Source organism: Blastococcus atacamensis (assembly GCF_002938425.1).
Taxonomy (GTDB): domain Bacteria; phylum Actinomycetota; class Actinomycetes; order Mycobacteriales; family Geodermatophilaceae; genus Blastococcus; species Blastococcus atacamensis.
This window is the reverse complement of record NZ_POQU01000031.1, coordinates 1-16,945: the sequence shown is the minus strand read 5'-3', so window position 1 is coordinate 16,945 and position 16,945 is coordinate 1. Positions and strand designations below refer to the sequence as shown.

21 protein-coding genes are annotated in these 16,945 nt (G+C 72.8%); 3 read left to right on the top strand and 18 right to left on the bottom strand.

What is annotated here, in order from left to right; genetic code table 11:
• The first annotated feature begins 90 nt into the window (after positions 1-90).
• A complete protein-coding gene (locus C5508_RS09515) occupies positions 91-858 on the top strand; it encodes a MerR family transcriptional regulator (protein WP_104524707.1) in 768 nt (255 codons plus the stop codon).
• Here the strand turns inward: C5508_RS09515 and C5508_RS09510 are convergent.
• Together C5508_RS09510 and C5508_RS09505 are read right to left on the bottom strand one after the other, a co-directional pair.
• The gene (locus C5508_RS09510; protein WP_104524706.1) at positions 836-1,084 is read right to left on the bottom strand and encodes a hypothetical protein; all 249 of its coding nucleotides are present in this window, start codon (positions 1,082-1,084) and stop codon (positions 836-838) included. The two genes, C5508_RS09515 and C5508_RS09510, sit on opposite strands and share 23 nt — an antisense overlap.
• A gap of 46 nt (positions 1,085-1,130) precedes the next feature.
• Positions 1,131-2,066 (bottom strand): siderophore-interacting protein, encoded by a 936-nt coding sequence (locus C5508_RS09505; protein ID WP_104524705.1) that lies wholly within the window; start codon positions 2,064-2,066, stop codon positions 1,131-1,133.
• Between the two features lie 140 nt (positions 2,067-2,206).
• Between C5508_RS09505 and C5508_RS09500 the strand changes: the two genes are divergently transcribed.
• Entirely contained in the window at positions 2,207-3,157 is a 951-nt protein-coding gene (locus tag C5508_RS09500; RefSeq protein WP_104524704.1) for an ABC transporter substrate-binding protein, read from the top strand.
• A gap of 64 nt (positions 3,158-3,221) precedes the next feature.
• On the opposite strand, the gene bfr is transcribed toward C5508_RS09500, so the two are convergent.
• The 5 genes from bfr to C5508_RS09475 all read right to left on the bottom strand — a co-directional run bounded on the left by bfr (position 3,222) and on the right by C5508_RS09475 (position 7,111).
• Entirely contained in the window at positions 3,222-3,707 is a 486-nt protein-coding gene (bfr, locus tag C5508_RS09495) for a bacterioferritin (RefSeq protein ID WP_104524703.1), read from the bottom strand.
• Positions 3,694-3,924 (bottom strand): (2Fe-2S)-binding protein, encoded by a 231-nt coding sequence (locus C5508_RS09490; protein WP_104524702.1) that lies wholly within the window; start codon positions 3,922-3,924, stop codon positions 3,694-3,696. The genes bfr and C5508_RS09490 overlap by 14 nt, the downstream gene beginning before the upstream one ends.
• A 370-nt stretch (positions 3,925-4,294) precedes the next feature.
• Positions 4,295-5,044: a histidinol-phosphatase gene (locus C5508_RS09485; RefSeq protein WP_104524701.1), complete on the bottom strand. Its 750-nt coding sequence runs from the start codon at positions 5,042-5,044 to the stop codon at positions 4,295-4,297.
• Positions 5,041-6,027 carry an ATP-grasp domain-containing protein gene (locus C5508_RS09480; RefSeq protein WP_104524700.1) on the bottom strand — a complete coding sequence of 329 codons (987 nt, stop codon included), beginning with the start codon at positions 6,025-6,027 and terminating at the stop codon, positions 5,041-5,043. The genes C5508_RS09485 and C5508_RS09480 overlap by 4 nt, the downstream gene beginning before the upstream one ends.
• On the bottom strand, positions 6,020-7,111 hold the full coding sequence (locus tag C5508_RS09475; RefSeq protein ID WP_198597993.1) for a response regulator: 1,092 nt from the start codon (positions 7,109-7,111) through the stop codon (positions 6,020-6,022). Before C5508_RS09475 ends, C5508_RS09480 begins: the two co-directional genes overlap by 8 nt.
• A gap of 254 nt (positions 7,112-7,365) precedes the next feature.
• Between C5508_RS09475 and C5508_RS09470 the strand changes: the two genes are divergently transcribed.
• Positions 7,366-8,073, top strand: coding sequence for a response regulator transcription factor (locus C5508_RS09470; RefSeq protein ID WP_104524699.1), 708 nt, complete (start codon positions 7,366-7,368; stop codon positions 8,071-8,073).
• A 95-nt stretch (positions 8,074-8,168) separates the two neighbouring features.
• Here C5508_RS09470 and C5508_RS09465 read toward each other — a convergent pair whose 3' ends face one another.
• The 11 genes from C5508_RS09465 to ypfJ all read right to left on the bottom strand — a co-directional run bounded on the left by C5508_RS09465 (position 8,169) and on the right by ypfJ (position 16,836).
• A complete protein-coding gene (locus C5508_RS09465; RefSeq protein WP_104524698.1) occupies positions 8,169-8,621 on the bottom strand; it encodes an Hpt domain-containing protein in 453 nt (150 codons plus the stop codon).
• Entirely contained in the window at positions 8,615-9,037 is a 423-nt protein-coding gene (locus tag C5508_RS09460) for a hypothetical protein (protein ID WP_104524697.1), read from the bottom strand. Before C5508_RS09460 ends, C5508_RS09465 begins: the two co-directional genes overlap by 7 nt.
• Positions 9,034-9,666: a signal peptidase I gene (locus C5508_RS09455; RefSeq protein ID WP_104524696.1), complete on the bottom strand. Its 633-nt coding sequence runs from the start codon at positions 9,664-9,666 to the stop codon at positions 9,034-9,036. Before C5508_RS09455 ends, C5508_RS09460 begins: the two co-directional genes overlap by 4 nt.
• Positions 9,667-9,699: 33 nt before the next feature.
• Positions 9,700-10,299: a M73 family metallopeptidase gene (locus C5508_RS09450; protein WP_157944049.1), complete on the bottom strand. Its 600-nt coding sequence runs from the start codon at positions 10,297-10,299 to the stop codon at positions 9,700-9,702.
• Positions 10,300-10,525: 226 nt separating this feature from the next.
• Positions 10,526-12,316 carry a sensor histidine kinase gene (locus C5508_RS09445; RefSeq protein ID WP_104524694.1) on the bottom strand — a complete coding sequence of 597 codons (1,791 nt, stop codon included), beginning with the start codon at positions 12,314-12,316 and terminating at the stop codon, positions 10,526-10,528.
• Positions 12,313-12,729 carry a response regulator transcription factor gene (locus C5508_RS09440; RefSeq protein ID WP_198597992.1) on the bottom strand — a complete coding sequence of 139 codons (417 nt, stop codon included), beginning with the start codon at positions 12,727-12,729 and terminating at the stop codon, positions 12,313-12,315. Before C5508_RS09440 ends, C5508_RS09445 begins: the two co-directional genes overlap by 4 nt.
• A gap of 217 nt (positions 12,730-12,946) precedes the next feature.
• Positions 12,947-13,612 (bottom strand): DUF3618 domain-containing protein, encoded by a 666-nt coding sequence (locus C5508_RS09435; RefSeq protein WP_104524693.1) that lies wholly within the window; start codon positions 13,610-13,612, stop codon positions 12,947-12,949.
• A gap of 41 nt (positions 13,613-13,653) precedes the next feature.
• Positions 13,654-14,160, bottom strand: a complete 507-nt coding sequence (locus C5508_RS09430) for a phage holin family protein (protein WP_104524692.1) — start codon at positions 14,158-14,160, stop codon at positions 13,654-13,656.
• Position 14,161: 1 nt separating this feature from the next.
• Complete coding sequence (locus tag C5508_RS09425) at positions 14,162-14,953, bottom strand: hypothetical protein (protein WP_104524691.1); 792 nt, start codon at positions 14,951-14,953, stop codon at positions 14,162-14,164.
• A gap of 294 nt (positions 14,954-15,247) precedes the next feature.
• Complete coding sequence (locus tag C5508_RS09420; protein ID WP_104524690.1) at positions 15,248-16,042, bottom strand: enoyl-CoA hydratase/isomerase family protein; 795 nt, start codon at positions 16,040-16,042, stop codon at positions 15,248-15,250.
• Positions 16,042-16,836 carry a KPN_02809 family neutral zinc metallopeptidase gene (gene ypfJ / locus C5508_RS09415; protein WP_104524689.1) on the bottom strand — a complete coding sequence of 265 codons (795 nt, stop codon included), beginning with the start codon at positions 16,834-16,836 and terminating at the stop codon, positions 16,042-16,044. Before ypfJ ends, C5508_RS09420 begins: the two co-directional genes overlap by 1 nt.
• Positions 16,837-16,945: the final 109 nt, after the last annotated feature.

The window sequence follows — 16,945 nt, the reverse complement described above, 5'->3', positions numbered from 1 at the left end:
GGGGCTATGGAACACCCATCACGGTGACATCGACAAGTGATACATAGAATGAGCGGCTTACGGTGAGGTTCCGACGGGAAGGAGGGACGGGTGAGCGCACCACAGGCCGAGCCCGCGGGCGAGCCGTCCGATCGCCAGCTGACGGTCGACGAACTGGCCGCGCGCGTAGGGGTCACCGTCCGCAACGTGCGGGCCTACTCGGCCCGCGGACTGCTACCGCCACCGCGGATGGTCGGCCGGACCGGCTACTACGGCCGGGAGCACGTCGCCCGGTTGCTGCTCGTGCGCGAGATGCTGGCCGAGGGCTACTCGCTGGCGATGATCGAGCGCACGCTGGCCAGTGCCCCGCCCACGGCCAGCTCGGCGACCCTCGCCCTGCACCGCGCGCTGCTGGCGCCCTGGCTGCCGCCGGAGCCGGAGATCACCACGGGAGCGGAGCTCGCCGCCCGCGCCGGCGTCCCCGAGCAGCCGGAGATCGTCGACCAGCTGGTCGAGCTGGGACTGGTGGAGCGGCTCGACGACGGGCGGCTGCGGGTGCTCGACCCCGCGCTGCTCATGGCCGGCCTGCAGGTGGTCAACCTGGGAGTGCCGCCCGCCGCCCTCATCACGGCGCAGGCGGAGGTCAACGAGCACGTGGCAGCCATCGCGCGCACGTACGTGCAGATGTTCGTCGACACCGGCTGGCGGGCGTTCGTCGACGCGGGGGCACCGCGCGAGGGGCTCGAGGAGATCCTGGCGACGGTGACCCGCCTGCAACCGGTGGCGGCGCAGGCCATGCTCGCGGCCTTCCGAACGCAGATGGCGACCGAGGTGGAGGCGGCGGTGGAGGCCGCGCTCAGTCAGCTCGAGGAGGGGTAGGAGCGTCGTCAGCTCGAGGAGGACGAGGAGGGGTGTCGCCGTCGGGCAGCGCCTCGCGGGCCAGACCTTCCCGGGCGGCCTCGGCGGCGGCGTCCCGGGCGCTGAGCCGGCGGTCCCGGACGACCGCGCCGGCGACCAGGGCGATCAGGATCGCTGCGGGCACGAAGAAGCCGACGGTCCCGATGATGCTCAGGCCGTCCATGGCGAGCACGTCGTGGTTCGGCATCCCTCCATGTGACACCGGGCGATGACACGGTGTCAAACGGAAGGCGTCAGTCGCTGTCCCGGCCCTCGCGCCAGTACCCCATGAAGGCCACGGAGCGGCGGTCGATGCCGACGTCGCGCACCAGGTGCCGGCGCAGGTCCTTCACCACCGCGGCCTCTCCGGCCAGCCAGGCATAGACGCCGGAGGACCCGCGCGCGGGGGTGTCGTCCGGCACGTCCCAGAGGATCTCGGAGTCGACGTCGACGTCGGCGAGCTCGGCGGCGGGGGAGGGGGAGAGCCGGTCGCCGAGGGCACGCACCGCCGCCACGACGGCCGCGGTCAGCAGTCGCCCGCGAGGTGCCGGCTCCACGCCCGGGGCTGCCTGCCGCGGCAGCCAGGTGATCTCGCCTCCGCGCGGTGCAGCGACGTCCAGCGCGTCGTCCGCCGTCGGGACCTCCAGCAGAACCCGGGCGTGCCGACCCTCCGGCAGGCTCTCGACGATCGCGCAGATGGCCGGGACGGCCGTCTCGTCGCCGGCCAGCAGCAGGCAGGACGTGTCGACCGGGGGGTGCCACTCGAACCCGCCCGTGGGTCCGGCGCAGCGGGCGTTCGGCCCGACCAGGACGACCTCGTCGCCGGCTCCCGCCCGCTCGGCCCAGGCCGAGGCCGGTCCGGTGGCGCCGTGCAGCACGAAGTCGACGTCGACCTCGAGGAGTTCCGGGCGGGCGGCCCGGACGGTGTAGGTGCGGATCGGCATCCGCTGCTCCGGCGGCAGCGCCCGCCAGGCGCCGTACCAGTCGTCCCTGGCCGGGCAGTCCACGGTGCCGCGGCCGGGCAGCGGGAGGAGGACCTTGATCCGCTGGTCCCAGCCGTTCGAGGCGAACGCATTCAGCTCGGGACCGGTGAACGTGACCCGCAGGAAGCTCTCGCTCAGCCGCCGCACCCGCGCGACCCGGACGGGGAACGTGCGGTACGCGGGGACCTGGGCGGTCTCGACGGTCACGGCGGCTCCTGATCTCGCAGGTGCAGACCGGCTTCTGACTTAGGCTAGCCTCACCTGGCTTCGGCAGTCTGGCACACGGCTGCCGCGCAGGCCAGCGGCGTGGGCGACCTGCTCGCGCCCGGGAGATCGAAGGAGAACGAATGACGACGCGCGTCCTGCGTGCGGTGGCGGCGACCCTCACCGCTGCCCTGGCGCTCACCGCCTGTGGCGGGAACTCGGAACCCGAGGAGGCCGCGGGCGGCTCGTCCGCGGCGGAGGGTTTCCCGCGCACCGTGGAACACGCGATGGGCAGCACCGAGATCCCGGAGCGGCCCCAGCGCGTCGTCGTGCTCGACACCGGGGAGCTGGACTCGGCGCTGTCGCTGGGCATCACCCCGATCGGCGCCGTCACCACCGCCGTCTCCGACGGCTTCCTCAGCTACCTCGCCGACGACGCCGAGGGCGTCGAGGTGGTGGGCACCATCGCCGAGCCCGACCTCGAGGCCATCGCGGCGCTGGAGCCGGACCTCATCCTCTCCAACAAGGTGCGGCACGAGGACATCTACGAGCAGCTCGCGCAGATCGCGCCGACGGTCTTCGCCGAGAAGGTCGGGGCGGTGTGGAAGGAGAACCTGCTGCTCGACGCCGAGGCGCTCGGCCTGGAGGACGAGGCGCGGGCCGCGCTGGAGGACTACGAGGCCGACGCCGCCGCGCTGGGGGAGGAGCTGGGCGACCCGGCCGGGACGACGGTCAGCGCCATGCGCTTCGTCGAGGGCACGATCCGCGTCTACACGGCGCAGTCGTTCATCGGCACCGTGCTCACCGACATCGGGCTGGACCAGCTCCAGCTGCCCACCGGTGAGACCACGACCTTCGCGGAGCTGTCGCCCGAGGAGCTGACCCAGGCCGACGCGGACATCGTCCTGCACTCCTCCTACGGACCGGCCACGGACTCCGGGGAGCAGGCGGTCGTGGCCGGCCCGCTGTGGCCGCGGCTGGGTGCGGTCACCGAGGGGCGCGCCTTCGCGGTCGAGGACGACGTCTTCTACACCGGGATCGGTCTGCGCGCGGCGACCCTGCAGCTGGAGCAGCTGCGCGACCTGGCGCTGTAGAGCCGTTCGACGACGAGGGCCCTCTCCCGGCGTCGGGAGAGGGCCCTCTGAGGTGCCGGGTGGATCAGGCAGGCGTCTCGGTGACGATCTGCGCGGCGAGGTACTGGGGAGCACCGACCCGCTCGATCGCGGCGAGCTGGGCCTCGAACCAGTCGGCGTGCTTCTCCTCGTCGAGCACCATCTCCTCGAACACCGAGGCGGTGCCGTGGTCGCCGAGGTCGTGGCACTCCTTGGCCGAGGCGTTGAACTGCGCGACGGCGGCCTTCTCGCTGTCGAGGGCCAGGACCAGCATCTCCTCGGCTGTCTCGCCGATCCGGATGGCACCCAGGCGCTGCAGGTTCGGGTGGCCGTCGAAGAGCAGGACGCGCTGGATGAGGGCGTCGGCGTCGCGCATCTCGTCGATGGAGAGGTCGTAGAAGACCTTGCCGAGCTTCGGCAGGCCCCACGCGTCGAGCATGCGCGCGTTGAGGAAGTAGGTGTTGGTGACGGTGAGCTCGAAGGTCAACGCGTCGTTGAGCAGTTCGACCACACGGGGGCTAACGGGCTGCACCAGCGACTCCCAGTTCTCGCTCCGCCGGGCGCTCGGTCGTGCGCTCGGCGCGGACCGGGCAATGCTTGCACACGAGCTCGCGCATGGAGTCGACGCAGTTGCCGCAGGTGCGGCCGGCGCCCGTGGCCCGGGCGACGTCGGCGATGCACCGGGCGCCGTTGGCGATGGCCTCGAGGATGTCGCGGTCGGTCACCACATTGCAGTGGCACACGTACATGGAGCGGTCGCCTCACGTCGGGGCAGGGGTCGCGCTGCTCCGACGCGGGGCGCCGGGCAACCCGCGCAGGTTAGCCTGGCCTAAGCCGATCGCGCCAGAGGTGCAGGTGAGCGACGTGGGACGGAGCTCAGCCCAGGAGCAGTGCGCGGGCGAAGTACAGCGCGACGACGACGGCGATCGCCGCGGCCATCCCGACGTAGAGCCGCGGCCGCGCACCGGTCGGCCTCGGTGGTTGCGCACCGCGTGCAGCGGGATGACCGGGAACTGGCCCAGGCCGGCGAGCCCCGGGATCGCGCCCACCGCCACGAGCACGAGCAGGAAGACGGTCAGCGCGGTGTGGCCCACGCCGGCTCGGCGGGGAAGAGGTATCTCATCGGGTTCCCACCAGTCGGGTCGCGGAGGCCGCGTCGGCCACCCAGGAGTAGCGGCCGACGGTCGCGGCCTCGTGACTGTCGGTCGAGCCGACGAGGGGAACCCGGGCGGCGGCGAGCTGGAGCACCACGCGGGGGCCCGGGCAGCGCCACTTCTCGTTGACCTCCACCGTGGTCCCGGTGCGCACGGCGGCGTCGGCGATCGCGGCGACGTGCTCGTCGAGCAGCTCGCTCTCGTGCAGCCCGATCTGGGGCAGCAGGGAGAACAGGTGGGCGAGCTGGCCGCGGCCCGCCCGCTCCATCGCACCCACCGTGGCGGTGACCAGGATGCTCATCGCGTCCTCGGCCGGCAGCCCGGCGGCCAGTTCCTCGATGGTGCGGCGGGGGCTCCACGGGCCGTCCGGCCCGGGGAACTGGTGGTCGGCGATGAGCACCCGGTCCACACCGCCGGCGCCGACGACGAGGTCGTCGGGGACGTCGAGCCGGCCGGAGGCGTCGAGGATCATCGCCTCCACGCCGGTGAGCACCTCGAGGCCCTCGATGCGGGGCAGCGCGGACACCTCGGCGAGGAACCCGGGCACCCACGTCGTCGTCGTCCGGACGTGGTCGACCATGCGGATGCTGGCCAGACCGGTGTCGCGGGCGGCCACCAGGTTCTGCAGAGGGGCGCTCATCGCGTCGTCGGACCAGGTGGAGTGCACGTGGTGGTCGGTGAGCAGCAGATCCAGCTCACCCAGCGCGGCGGTCATCGGGCGGTCTCGTCGGCGACGACCTCGGCCAGCGGGAGGAAGACGTCCTCCAGGTACCGGACGACGGCGAGCTCCCGGAAGGGCACCGAGGCCGGCAGCGGCCGCTCCAGCGCCAGGTCCAGCGCGAGGGAGGGCATGTCGACGCCGGCGGCCACGGTCAGCGGCATCGCGCCGGGGAAGCGCGGGTTCACCTCGAGCAGCGCGGGGCGGCCGTCGGAGTCGCGGCGCAGCTGGATGTTGGCGACGCCGACCAGGCCGATGGCCGCGGCCACCTGGCGGGCCGTGTCCTCGAGCTCCGGGTCGGCGACGGTCGAGCCGGCCACCGAGACCCCGGAGTCGACCCGCAGCCGCGACCGGGGCACGGCGGCGACCACGGTGCCGTCGGCGTCGGCGAGGGTGTCGACCGAGTACTCGTCGCCGGGCAGGTGGGCTTGCACGAGGATGTCCTCGTCGCTGCCCAGGGCGCGCAGCGCGGCGGCGTCCTCCACGAGGTGGACGCCACGCGAACCGGCGCCGCGGCGGGGCTTCACGATGACCGGGTAGTCCCAGCTCCCGGGGTCGGTGTCGCCCAGCAGCGCGGTGCGCGGGGTGCGGACGACGCCGGCGCAGCGCTGGGCCAGCGCGTACTTGTCCAGGCAGACCTCGAGCGTCTCCAGGCTCGGCGCGGCCAGCGTCGTGCCGACGGCGTCCAGGCGCTTGCGCTCGGCGGCCAGCCGGGGCAGCTCGACGTCGACCGTGGAGAAGAGGACGTCGACGCGCTCCCGCTCGCACAGCTCGACGAGGTGGTCGACGAACTCCTCGCTCAGGCCGGGGCGGACCAGGTGCCGGGCACCGGCCTCGACCAGGTAGAGGCCGCTGGCGTAGCGGTCCATGTCGGCGGCGAGCAGCACGACGTCGTCGCGGTGGGCCAGCGAGCGGAGCACGGCGATGCCGGCGGGGCCGCCGGCGCCGGACACGAGGACGCGGGTGGGAGAGTCAGACACCGAAGCGCTCCGGGGTGATCGAGGAGGTGGCCGTGGAGGAAGAGGCGGGCCGGAAGGCGGAGTCGCTCGTGGCGCCGACGACCCCGCCGCCGTCACGGATGACCTCCAGCGGCTCGCAGTAGCGGCCGCCGCTGGTGTAGCGCGACCAGTAGTGGGCTGTGGCCAGGACGAAGTCGTCCTCGAGGTAGGCGCGGATGCCGGCCTGCGAGCGGAAGGCGGCCAGCAGGTCGAGCTTGGTGCGCGTGAACCCGTCGATGTTCACGAAGCGGGTGGGCCGGAAGTCGATGGTGGCCGAGGGGCTCTGGAAGCACGCGACGGTGGGCACCGACCGGGTCGCCACGCTCGCCGCCTGGTGCACGGCGCGGTGGTCCTGGTGCCGGTCGTTGGCCGAGTGCGTGTAGACGAGCGTGGGACGCACCTCGTTGACGACGCGCTCGATGATGGACATGGTCGGGTCCATCGGGCTGATGCGGGTGTCCTCGAGGTCCTCGAGGAAGAGGCGGGCGCCGATCAGCTCGGCGGCGGCCAGCGACTCGTCCTGGCGGGAGTCGACCTCACCTCCGCGGGCACCGCGGGAGAGGGTCAGGATGACGACCTGGTCGCCGGCTGAGCGGTGGGCGGCCAGCGTGCCGCCGACCCCGATCTCGACGTCGTCGGGGTGCGCGCCGATGGCGAGCACCGTCTGCCGCTGCGGAGCGGCGGCGCGCTTGGCCGCGGCGGTCCCGGCCAGCCGGCGGATCGTCGCGGCGAGGGTGTCCTTGGGGACGGGCTTCACCAGGAACTCGTCGGCCTGCCGGCGCAGGGCCTCCACGGCGTAGTCCACCGACGCGTGCGCGGTCATCACCGTGACGGGAAGGTCCGGGCGGACCTGGCGCAGTCGGTCGAGGAACTCCAGCCCGGTCATGCCCGGCATCTCGATGTCGGTGATGGCGGCGTCGAACTCGACGCGGCCCACGAGGGCCAGTGCCTCGAGCGGGTCCCCGCAGGTGGTCACGGTCATGCCGCCGCGCTGGAGCACGGTGCGCACGAAGAACGCGGTGTCGGGGTCGTCGTCGACGACGAGGACGTGCAGTGCACCGTCCACGATTCCGGCTCCCTCGGTCGGGTCCCCCGGTTGTCGCCGGGAGGGAACGGGGCGTCCCCGCTCCTTCTGACGGCGGGAGCGGCCCCCGTCATGAGCCGAGCTGCCCCTTTCCTCACCCCTCCGGGTGGAACACCCCTCCCGGGCGACCGCCCCGCGGCTCAAGCAGGGCTTTCCGCGTGCCGATCACCCGGTCAGGTGACGGAAGGCCGACCGGCCCGCCGCGCCGTGACAGCTCAGCGTGAGGAGGAGATGTCGTGCCCGAACAGTCCGTGCTCGTGGTCGAGGACACCGAGGAGATCCGCGAGCTCGTGGTGACCGTCCTCGAGCGTGCCGGGTTCGCGGTGCGCGCCGTGGGCACCGGCGGTGCGGCACTGGAGGAGGTGCGGCGGAACCCGCCGGATCTCATCGTGCTGGACCTCGGGCTCCCGGACGCCGACGGCACCGAGGTGTGCCGCCAGATCCGGGCCGAGACCGCGTGCTACGTCTTGATGCTCACCGCCCGCGCCGAGGAGGTCGACCTCCTGATCGGCCTGGCCGTGGGTGCCGATGGATACATGGCCAAGCCGTTCTCCCCGCGCGAGCTCGCCGCCCGCGTGCAGGCGATGCTGCGCTTCCCGCGCACCGCGCCCCCGGTTCCGTCGGCAGCCGTCGAGGCGGCCGACTCGGTCCGCCGGCTCGCCGAGCTCGAGGTCGACGAGGACAGCCGGGAGGTCCGGGTCGACGGCGAGATCGTCGACCTGACCCGCACCGAGTTCGACCTGCTGGCCGCGCTGGCCTCCCGCCCGGGCCGGGTGCTGCAGCGGGAGACGCTGCTGCGCGAGGTCTGGCAGACCGACTGGGAGGGCAACCTGCGGCTCGTGGAGGCGCACATGTCCAACCTGCGCCGCAAGCTGGTCGCGGCCGGTCTGAACTCGCCCGAGATCAAGACCGTCCGCGGAGTCGGCTACCGACTGGTGGCCTAGGACCAGGAGTCGTCCTCTGCGGACGACCCGCGAGAGGCCCCCGTCCAGGGGCCCGCCCCGAGCGTGCGAGGGGTGGGGAGGACGGGGGTCCTTCCTCAGGCGCCGGCGAGGGCCTGCAGCTCCTGCACCCGCGAGTGGGCGAGCACGCCGCGGCGGGCGTCGGCGGCGATGGCCCGGCAGATCGAGGCGACCTCGGGGTGGCCCAGCTGGCCGCTGGTCCCGGCCAGGGTGTTGGCGGCCGAGGCGACGGCGGGGGCGTTCCCGGCGGAGGTGCTCGTCGTGATCGCGGAGAGCCGCTCGGGGAGTGCGCTGCGGTACATCTGCTGCAGCCGTTCCATCAGGTCGGCGTCCAGGTCCTCGTCGCCCAGGTCCCCGGCGTGCAGGTCCTCGTCGGCGACGGGGAGGAGTTCTGCCCGCGCGGCCGGCCCCGTGGTCCGGCCGCGCAGGAAGTCCAGGAGGGTGCCGGGGACGAGCACGGCGGAGAGCGGCGCGAGGCGCTCGTCGGCCGGGTCCTCGACGGCGTCGACAGAGTGGACGAGGCTCAGCACGTCAGCACCGCCGATCGCGGGGTCTCCGCCGTCCAGCCGTAGCTGGTGAGCGTGATGACCGAGAGGCGGGGCTGGTAGTTCAGGTAGCTCGCGTTGACCTGCTGGTAGACGCTCCGGGTGGCGGCGTCCGTCTCTGCCATGACGACCGACTCGCCGGTGTTCAGGTGCGCCATGACGCGGTAGCCGGTGACGCCCCGGCTCGTGGTGCTGGCCGGCCAGCTGACGGTCGCCTCGTACCACCAGCCCCGGCAGCTGTCCTCGATGGTGAGGGAGGAGGGTGCCGCGACCCGGCCGGTCGAGACGGGCTCCGTGATCGTGGTGGAGGCGCTGTAGAGGGCCGATGAGGGGATGCTGCTGCCGACCACGACGGCCAGCATCAGGCCGACGACGGTCACGGTTCGCCGGATGGCGGTCATGCCGGGACCTCCTCGTTCTCGTTCCGCTCGGGGCGCCAGATGGTCATGAGCAGCCAGCCCGCCAGGAGGACCGGTGCACCGTAGAGCAGTGCCTGGCTCAGGCCCGGGGTGCGGAAGAGCCGGATCAGCTCGCCGACCTCGGGGATGACCGCCTGCACCTGGTAGACGGTGTCGCCCTCCAGGCTCGCGGTCCACGGGTCGTTCGCGGTGTTGGCATCGCCCTTGGTCTGGACGGTGACGCTGCCGTCGGCGGCGCGGTCCACCGAGACGACCCGGTGGGTCACCAGGCGCTGGTCCCCGACGGGCATGTGGTAGCTGATCACCATGCCCTCGGTGACCTCCGAGACGGGGACCGGGGTGGCGACGGTGACATCGCCGGGCTCGATCTCGGGAGCCATGCTGCCGGTCAGCATGGTCATCGTGCGGTAGCCGAACACGTGGGGCCCGACGGCGAGGACGGCGAATGCCAGGACCGCGATCCCCAGGGCGCCGCGGGCCAGCCACGGGGCCAGACGGCCCCAGATCTGGCGGGCCCGGCCGGCGTTGCCGCCGGCGGTCGAGCGCTCGTCCGTGTCCAGGGGCAGCGCCGTGGCTGCCCCTGGGCGGCGGACGGGGAGGACGGTGGTCATGGCGTGGATCTCCGTATCGGTGTCGGGCCGGGATCAGCGGGCGGTGCCGCTGCGCTGCGTGCCGGTGAAGACCAGGGACAGCTTGGTCGACAGGTTCTGGAAGTCGTTGCCGGCCGTGGTGGGCAGGCTGAGGGTGACCGCCAGGTAGTCGGTCTTGCCCGCACCCATGGCGGGGGACGAGGCGAGGTCGATGGTCCGGACCGCCTGGCCGCTGCTGACGGTGGTCTTGGTGCCGTTGCAGACCGGGACGACGGCGTCGGTCCACGGGGCGCTGCAGGACTCCAGTCGCAGCTGGAGGCCGTTGAGCGCGTCGGAGGTGAGCTTGGTGCTGGTGGAGGACATGGTGTTCAGGTTCAGCGCGCCGAGGGCGGCCCCGTCGTTCTTCAGGCTGACCACGCGGGTCATCGAGTCACCGGGGACGAAGTCGGTGGCGGCGAGGGTGGCGGTGCCCTGCGCGGCGGCGCTGATCGCGACGGTGCCGGTGCCGACGGTGAGGTCGGTCGGGGTGGTGCTGCTGGTGAAGTCACCGAAGGTACCGAGGCCGGCGATGGCAGCCGTGGCACCGAGGATGCCGAGCGAGGCGACGACCTTGCGGGCGGTGGAGCTGGTGGCAATGCCGGTCGAGGTGCTCATGTCCATGTCTCCTGTGTCCGTGTGGTGCCACCGGTGTTCCGGCGACAACACAGACTCTGGAGGGCCAACCGCAGGCCACCCGCCAGCGATCCGCAAGGAATCCGCAAGGAATCGGCCCGTACTCCGCAGATCGGCCGGTTGCGGGCCCCGGACAGCGCTCGCCGGCCCCGGGACGCCCTACGCCCCCCGTCCCGGGAGGGAGCGAGGGGCGCGGGGCGGGTCACGGTCAGGCCGCCGGCCCGAGGGGCAGGGCCATGGTGAAGGTGGTGCCCTGGCCCTCCGCGCTGACCAGGTCCAGGGAGCCGCCGTGGGCGGTGGTGATGGCCTTGGTGATGGTCAGCCCCAGACCGACCCCGGGCACGGCGTTGCGCTGGGCGGTGGAGGAGCGGAAGAACCGGGTGAACAGCTGTCCCTGCTCGCCGGCCGGGATGCCCATGCCCGTGTCGGCCACCGACAGCAGCGCCACGGGGACGGCGCCGGGGCGCTGCTCGGCCACGACCTCGCCGTCGGCGGTCTGCCAGGACCGCTGCAGCGAGAGCCGCACCTGGCCGCCACCGGGGGTGAACTTGACGGCGTTGGAGACCAGGTTGTCGCATGCCTGCCCGAGGCGGACGGCGTCCCCGGAGACGACGAGGCCGTCGGCCGGCACGTCCACCACGATCTCCACGCCGGCGTTCGCCGCGGCGACGCGGGCGGTCTCCTCGGCGGCGCGGACCACCCCGGCGAGGTCGACGTCGGCCGGCTGGAGGGTGAATCGTCCGCTCTCCACCTGCGCGGTGAAGAGCAGGTCGCCGACCAGCCGCAGCAGACGCTGGGCGTTGCGCTCGACCGTCGAGAGGTACTGGCGCTGCTCCTCGGTGAGCGGTGACTCCTCGTCGTCCATGACCAGCTCGAGGTAGCCCAGGATCGAGCTCAGCGGGGTGCGCAGCTCGTGGCTGATGAGGCTCACGAACTGGTCCTTCATCCGCTGCGTGGCACGCGTCTCGGTCATGTCGGTGCCGACGAAGTTCCAGCCTGCATGCACGCCGCGGTCGTCCGACCGCGGCGTGATGGCCACCGACACGGTGCGGTGGCTGCCGTCGGCGGCGACGTAGGTCCAGTCGCGGACGTCGCTGCCCTCCACCCGGGCGGCGTGCACGAGCGCCTCGAGCGGCGTGGTCGATCCGATGCTCTCGGCAGCGGCAGCGAGTTCGTCCGGCTCGTGGAACTCGAGGATCGACCGCTTCCGGACGACATCAGGCCGCAGCAGACCGAGCATTCGCTCCGCGCCGGGGTTCCAGACGCGGATGGTGCCGTCCCGGTCGGTGCCGATGATCGACTGCTGGGTCACCGCGTCGATGACGCTGGTCATGGTCTGGGCGCGCGCGGCCAGGATCCGCGAGGCGGTGTCCAGCTCGTCGGCGCGGCTGCGCACCTGCTCCAGCAGTGCGGACTGCTCGCGCTGCAGCCGGGCGATGTCGCCGGCCTGGGCGATGACGCGGCGCTTGTCCTCGTGGACGGCGAGGCTGCCCACCGCGACGGCCAGCGGACCGAGCAGCAGCGCCCCGGCCGGCGGGTGCGCCGCGGCGAACGCGGTGCCCATGAGCTCGGGGACCAGCAGGACGACCGCCGTGCCGCCCGCAGCGATCGGGACCCCGGCGCGGGTGGGGTGCGACGACAGCACCAGGAGCGGGCCGAGGAGCAGGAAGAGCATGGTCGCTGACGCGGTACCGGCGTACAGGAGGGCGACGGCCACCAGGTGCGCCGCCGGGACGGCCAGCGACCGGAGGCTCGCCCGCGACCGGCGGACCGCCCAAGCGGTGGCGGAGGTGGCGACCGCGACGGCCACCCCCGCGCCGGTCAGCAGGCGGTCGACGACCGGCACCCAGCCGGCCGCCAGGACCGCCGCCGTCGCGGCGAAGACGACGGTGCAGGGGAGCGGCCCGCGGAGCGTGGCCTGCCAGGTGGCGGGGTCGGTCAGCCGGTGCGTCCGCGCGGGCACGGGGGCGGCGGGACGGTCCAGGACGGCGAGGCTCATGCCGGCACCCCCACGGTCAGCGCCCGCACCTGGGAGACCAGGCCGGCGACGGTGAAGGGCTTGGCGAGATAGGCGTCGGCACCGGCCGAGAGGCCGCGGGCGACCTCGTCGGGGGAGGCGCCGGCCGAGAGCAGCAGGATGCGGATGCCGGTGGTGACCGGGTCCTCGCGCAGCGCCGTGCAGATCTCCAGGCCGGTGGCCCCGGGCATCGAGACGTCCAGGACGGCCAGGTCGGGCAGGTCGGTGCGCGCGGCGACCAGCGCCTCGGCGCCGTCGTTGACCGAGCGGACCACGTCGCAGCCGGCCTTGCGCACGGCCACGCAGACCAGGTCGCGGATGTCGTCCTCGTCGTCGGCCACCAGGACCCGGGACCGACCGGGGGAGGGGTCGGTGGCGTGCAGGGCCGAGTCCACGAGGAGCTCCCGTCGGTCGTGGCGTCCGACCGCGGTCGCGGCCGCCGCCGCCTGGCGTCGTCCCCGGGAGGAACGGCGCCACGGGAGGGGCCCTGCAGCGGGGGCCGGGACGTCTCACCCGTCGGGGGGAGGGCGTCCGGACAGCACTGCGCCCCGCCGGGAGTTCCCGGCGGGGCGCAGGCGTACGGAGCGGGTCGGCGACCCGCTGATCAGCTGATCAGCTGGAGGCCTGGCTCTGCACGGTCTCCTTGGACTGCTGGGCCTGGCCCTGCACGTCCTGGGCCGCGGACTGGCCCTCCTGCTTCACGGTCTCGGCCGCACCCTGAGCGGTGGACTTGACCTCCTCGACCGCCTGCTGGGCGGCGGGCTTCAGCTGCTCGCCGATCTCCTGCGCGGCCTGCTTGGCCGGCGCGAGAAGGGCATCCTTGTTCTCGCGGACCGCGGACTCGGCCTGCTGGGCCAGGTCCTGCTCCTTCTGCGAGGCGGGGAGCAGGCTGGAGACCAGCCAACCCACGCCGAAGGCGATGAGGCCCGCGGCGAGGGGGTTGCCCTGCGCCTGACGGGTGATCGTCTCCGGCGCCTGCTGGACGGCGCCCACCGCGGACTGGGCCGCGTGCTGGACGCTGTCAGCCGCGGTGGAGGCGGAGTTCTGCACCGAGCCGGCCGCGTCGGAGGCCATGCCGTGCGCCGAGGACCTCGTGTCGTGGGCGGTGCCCATGACCTTGTCCTTGAGATTGGTCACGCGGCCCTTGGCCGCGGTCACCCGACGGTCCATGACGCGGGACGGGTTGACCTTCTCGTTGAGGGCGTCCACGTCGTAGCTGAGCTCGCGCCGCGTGTCCTCGATCTGCCGCCGGATGACATCCGGGTCACTGCTGGTCATGTTCGGCTCCTGCCGTTCAAGAGACCTCAGCGGTCTGCTGGTCAGTTGGGCTTGAGTGCGCCGGGAACCTGCTGGAGGGTCTCGACGGTGCGCTCGGGCTTCGGGTTCACCTGCTGGAACTTCTTCTTGCCCATCAGGCCGGCCACGGCGGCGACGACGCCCCAGAGGATGGCCACGATGAGCGCGGACCAGCTGTGCCCCACGAGGTGGGACAGCGCCCACCAGAGGGCGATGGAGAGGAAGAAGATCGCCATGTAGGCGGCGAAGCCGGCAGCGCCGAAGAGCCCGGCACCGGTGCCGGCCTTCTTCGCCTCGGCCTTCATCTCCACCTTGGCGAGCTCGAGCTCCTGCCGCATCAGGGTGGACATGTCCTTGGCGACCTCACCGATGAGGGCACCGACGGAGACGCCCTCGACGTCCGGGTGGCCCGCCTCGGTCATGGGGGTCCCCATGCCGCCGCTGTAGTCGGCCGCGTAGTTCTGCGGCGTCGGGTCGGCATAGCTCTGCGGGGTCCCCGCGGGAGTCGCCCCGGAGTAGGGGGAGCTCATGTCAGCCCACCTCACCCGGGCGGCGCGCCGGGTCGTCCCAGCCCGCGGGCGTCGCCGGCGGGACCATGCTGCCGGCCGGCGGCGTGGTGCCGTACGGCGGCGGGGGCAGCGGTGCGCCGGTTCCCGTGGCGACCCCGGTGCCGGTGGTGGCGCTGGAGTAGTCGGAGTAGGTCGGCGCCGGGTCCACGTAGTTGGTGGGCGTGGTCCGGTAGGAGGCACCGCCACCGGTGGAGCCCGAGTCGGTGTGCGCGGCGCGGACACCGCTGGTCAGGCGTCCGGCGAGCACACCTGCGGCGGCCGCACCCAGCAGGAACATGCCGGGCTTGCGGCGGGCGAAGGCGCGGACCTCGTCGAGCAGCTCGGCCGGCTCGCGGTTCTGCAGCTTGTCGGCGAAGCCCTCGACGATCCCGGAGGCCTGGTGGAGCAGGTCACGAGCGGGGCCGGGGGCGCCGCTGCCGGTGCCGTCGGCGAGGCCGCGCAGCTCCTGGGCGAGCGACGTCAGGCCGGACGCGGCCTTCTGCTGCTGGCCGACCGTCTGCTCCTTGAGCTGCGAACGGCCCTGCTCGAGCAGGTCCTTGGCCTGACGCTGGGTCTCGTCGACCACCGTCTTGGCCTGGTCGGCCGCGGTGGCCGCGACCTGCCCACCGGCCTGGGCGGCGGTGTCCTTGACGTTGCGGGCCTCGTCCTTGGCGACGTCGGCCTTCGACGTGCTGGAGCTCGAGGTGCTGGCGGTCGTGGCGCCCGTATCGACGGGAGCCGGGGGCGGGAACGGGGTGTCGATGGAGTGAGTCATCGGTCCTCCTCGGCATGCATGTGGTCGGTGGAGGCGCTACCCCAGCGGCAATGCCGCACACATCCGGACGGTTGCTCACCGGCCCGGACGGCCGCAATGACGGTGGGTCAGCGCACTGGTGGTGCACAGGAAAACTGACGTCGTCCACCCGGCGCATCCGTGCGTCCCGGGGCGGGATCGGGTGGCGGACGTCGGCCAGCGACCTGCGCTGCGCCGTCCTCCGCCGCTCCGCAGAGCACCGTTCCTCGCGGAGGGTCAGGTACCCGCGTCAGGGGGTGGACGAAACGGGGAAGATCAGTTCGGCCAGGGGAACCGCGGCGCGCGGCGCTCGGTGAAGGCCTGGACGCCCTCCGCCAGCTCACCGGCGGCGATGGTCTCGCGGTACCGGGCCGCCGCCATCGACTCGGCGTCGTCACCGACCGTGAGCGCGGCGACGACCTCCTTGGTGGCCCGCTGGCTGAGTGCCGAGCGCGACGCGAGGACGTCGGCGAACCGGCGCACCTCCGGTTCGAGCTCTACGTCGTCCAGCAGCCGGTCCACCAGGCCGGTCCGCAGCGCGGCGTCGGCGTCCAGCAGTTCCCCGCTGTAGAGCAGGTACTTCGTCGTCGCCGGGCCGACGAGGTCGAGCAGCGCGCTGGTCGACGAAGGCGTGTAGACGATGCCGACCTTGGCCGGGGTGACGCCGAAGACCGCGGTCCTGTCGGCGAACCGCAGGTCGCAGCAGGTGGCCAGCTCCACCCCGCCGCCGATGCAGTGGCCCCGGATCATCGCCAGCGTGGGCTTCGGGAAGTCGCGCAGCGCCGCCTGGGCGGCCAGGTTGTGCCGCCGGACGTCGGCCATCGGGTCCGCCGGGTCCTCGCCTCGGAGGAGGTCGGTGATGTCGGCTCCCGCGCAGAAGCTGGGGCCCGCGCCGGTGACCACGAGCACCCGGACGGCGGGATCGACGGCCAGGGGGGCCAGCACCCCCGGCAGGTCCGCCCACATGCGCAGCGTCATCGCGTTGCGCTTCGCCGGGCGGTCGATGGTCAGGGTCGCGACGTGACCGTCCCTCGAGACGCGGAGGTGCTCGGCCGGCTCGGTCGGCGTCATCAGCCGAGGTCGTCGGTGCCGAAGGTGTCGCAGGCCCGCGGGTCGCCGGAGGCGTACCCGGTGCGGAACCAGCGCTGGCGCTGCTCGGAGGAGCCGTGCGTGAAGGCGTCCTGGTCCACCGTGCCGCCACCCAGGTTCTCCTGGATGAAGTCGTCGCCGATCCGCCCTGCCGCGTCGAGGGCCCGGTTGACGTCGTCCTCGGTGATCTCGGCGATCAGCGGTTGCCCGGACTCGTCCGGCACGGTCTCGGCATGGTCGGCCCAGGTGCCGGCGTAGCAGTCCGCCTGCAGCTCGAGCCGCACCGTACCGCTGGTCGGGCCGGTCTCGCCGGGGGGCACCTGCCGGTTGGTACCGAGCAGGTTCTGCACGTGGTGGCCGTACTCGTGGGCGATGACGTAGGCGTTGACGAACAGGCCGCCCTGGGCGCCGAACTGCTGCTGCAGCTGGTCGAAGAAGCTCAGGTCGATGTAGACGAGCTGGTCGGCCGGGCAGTAGAACGGCCCGGACCCGCTGCTGGCGCCGCCGCAGCTGGTCTGCACCGAGCCGGAGAAGAACACGGTGTCGGTGCGGGTGTAGCTGTCGCCCAGCGCCTGGGACCAGAAGTCCTGGATCGAGTCGATGTCGGCCACGACGGCGCAGTCGACGGACTCGTTGGCGTCGGCGCCGGAGCGGCAGCTCTGCGCGAGCTGGCCGTTGTCGGCGGTCTGGCCGTCCCCGAGGCCGGACAGCCCTCCGAACCCGGCCCCCGATCCGCCCTCGCCGCCGCCACCGCCCAGGACCTGGCTCTTATACACATCGGGCGCTGCCGACTAACTGTTCAGGGGAAGTCTCGGGTGTCGCCGGCCTCATAAAAAAACAAATAGACACAAGATAACAATGAAATAGATAAGAAATAAAATGCAA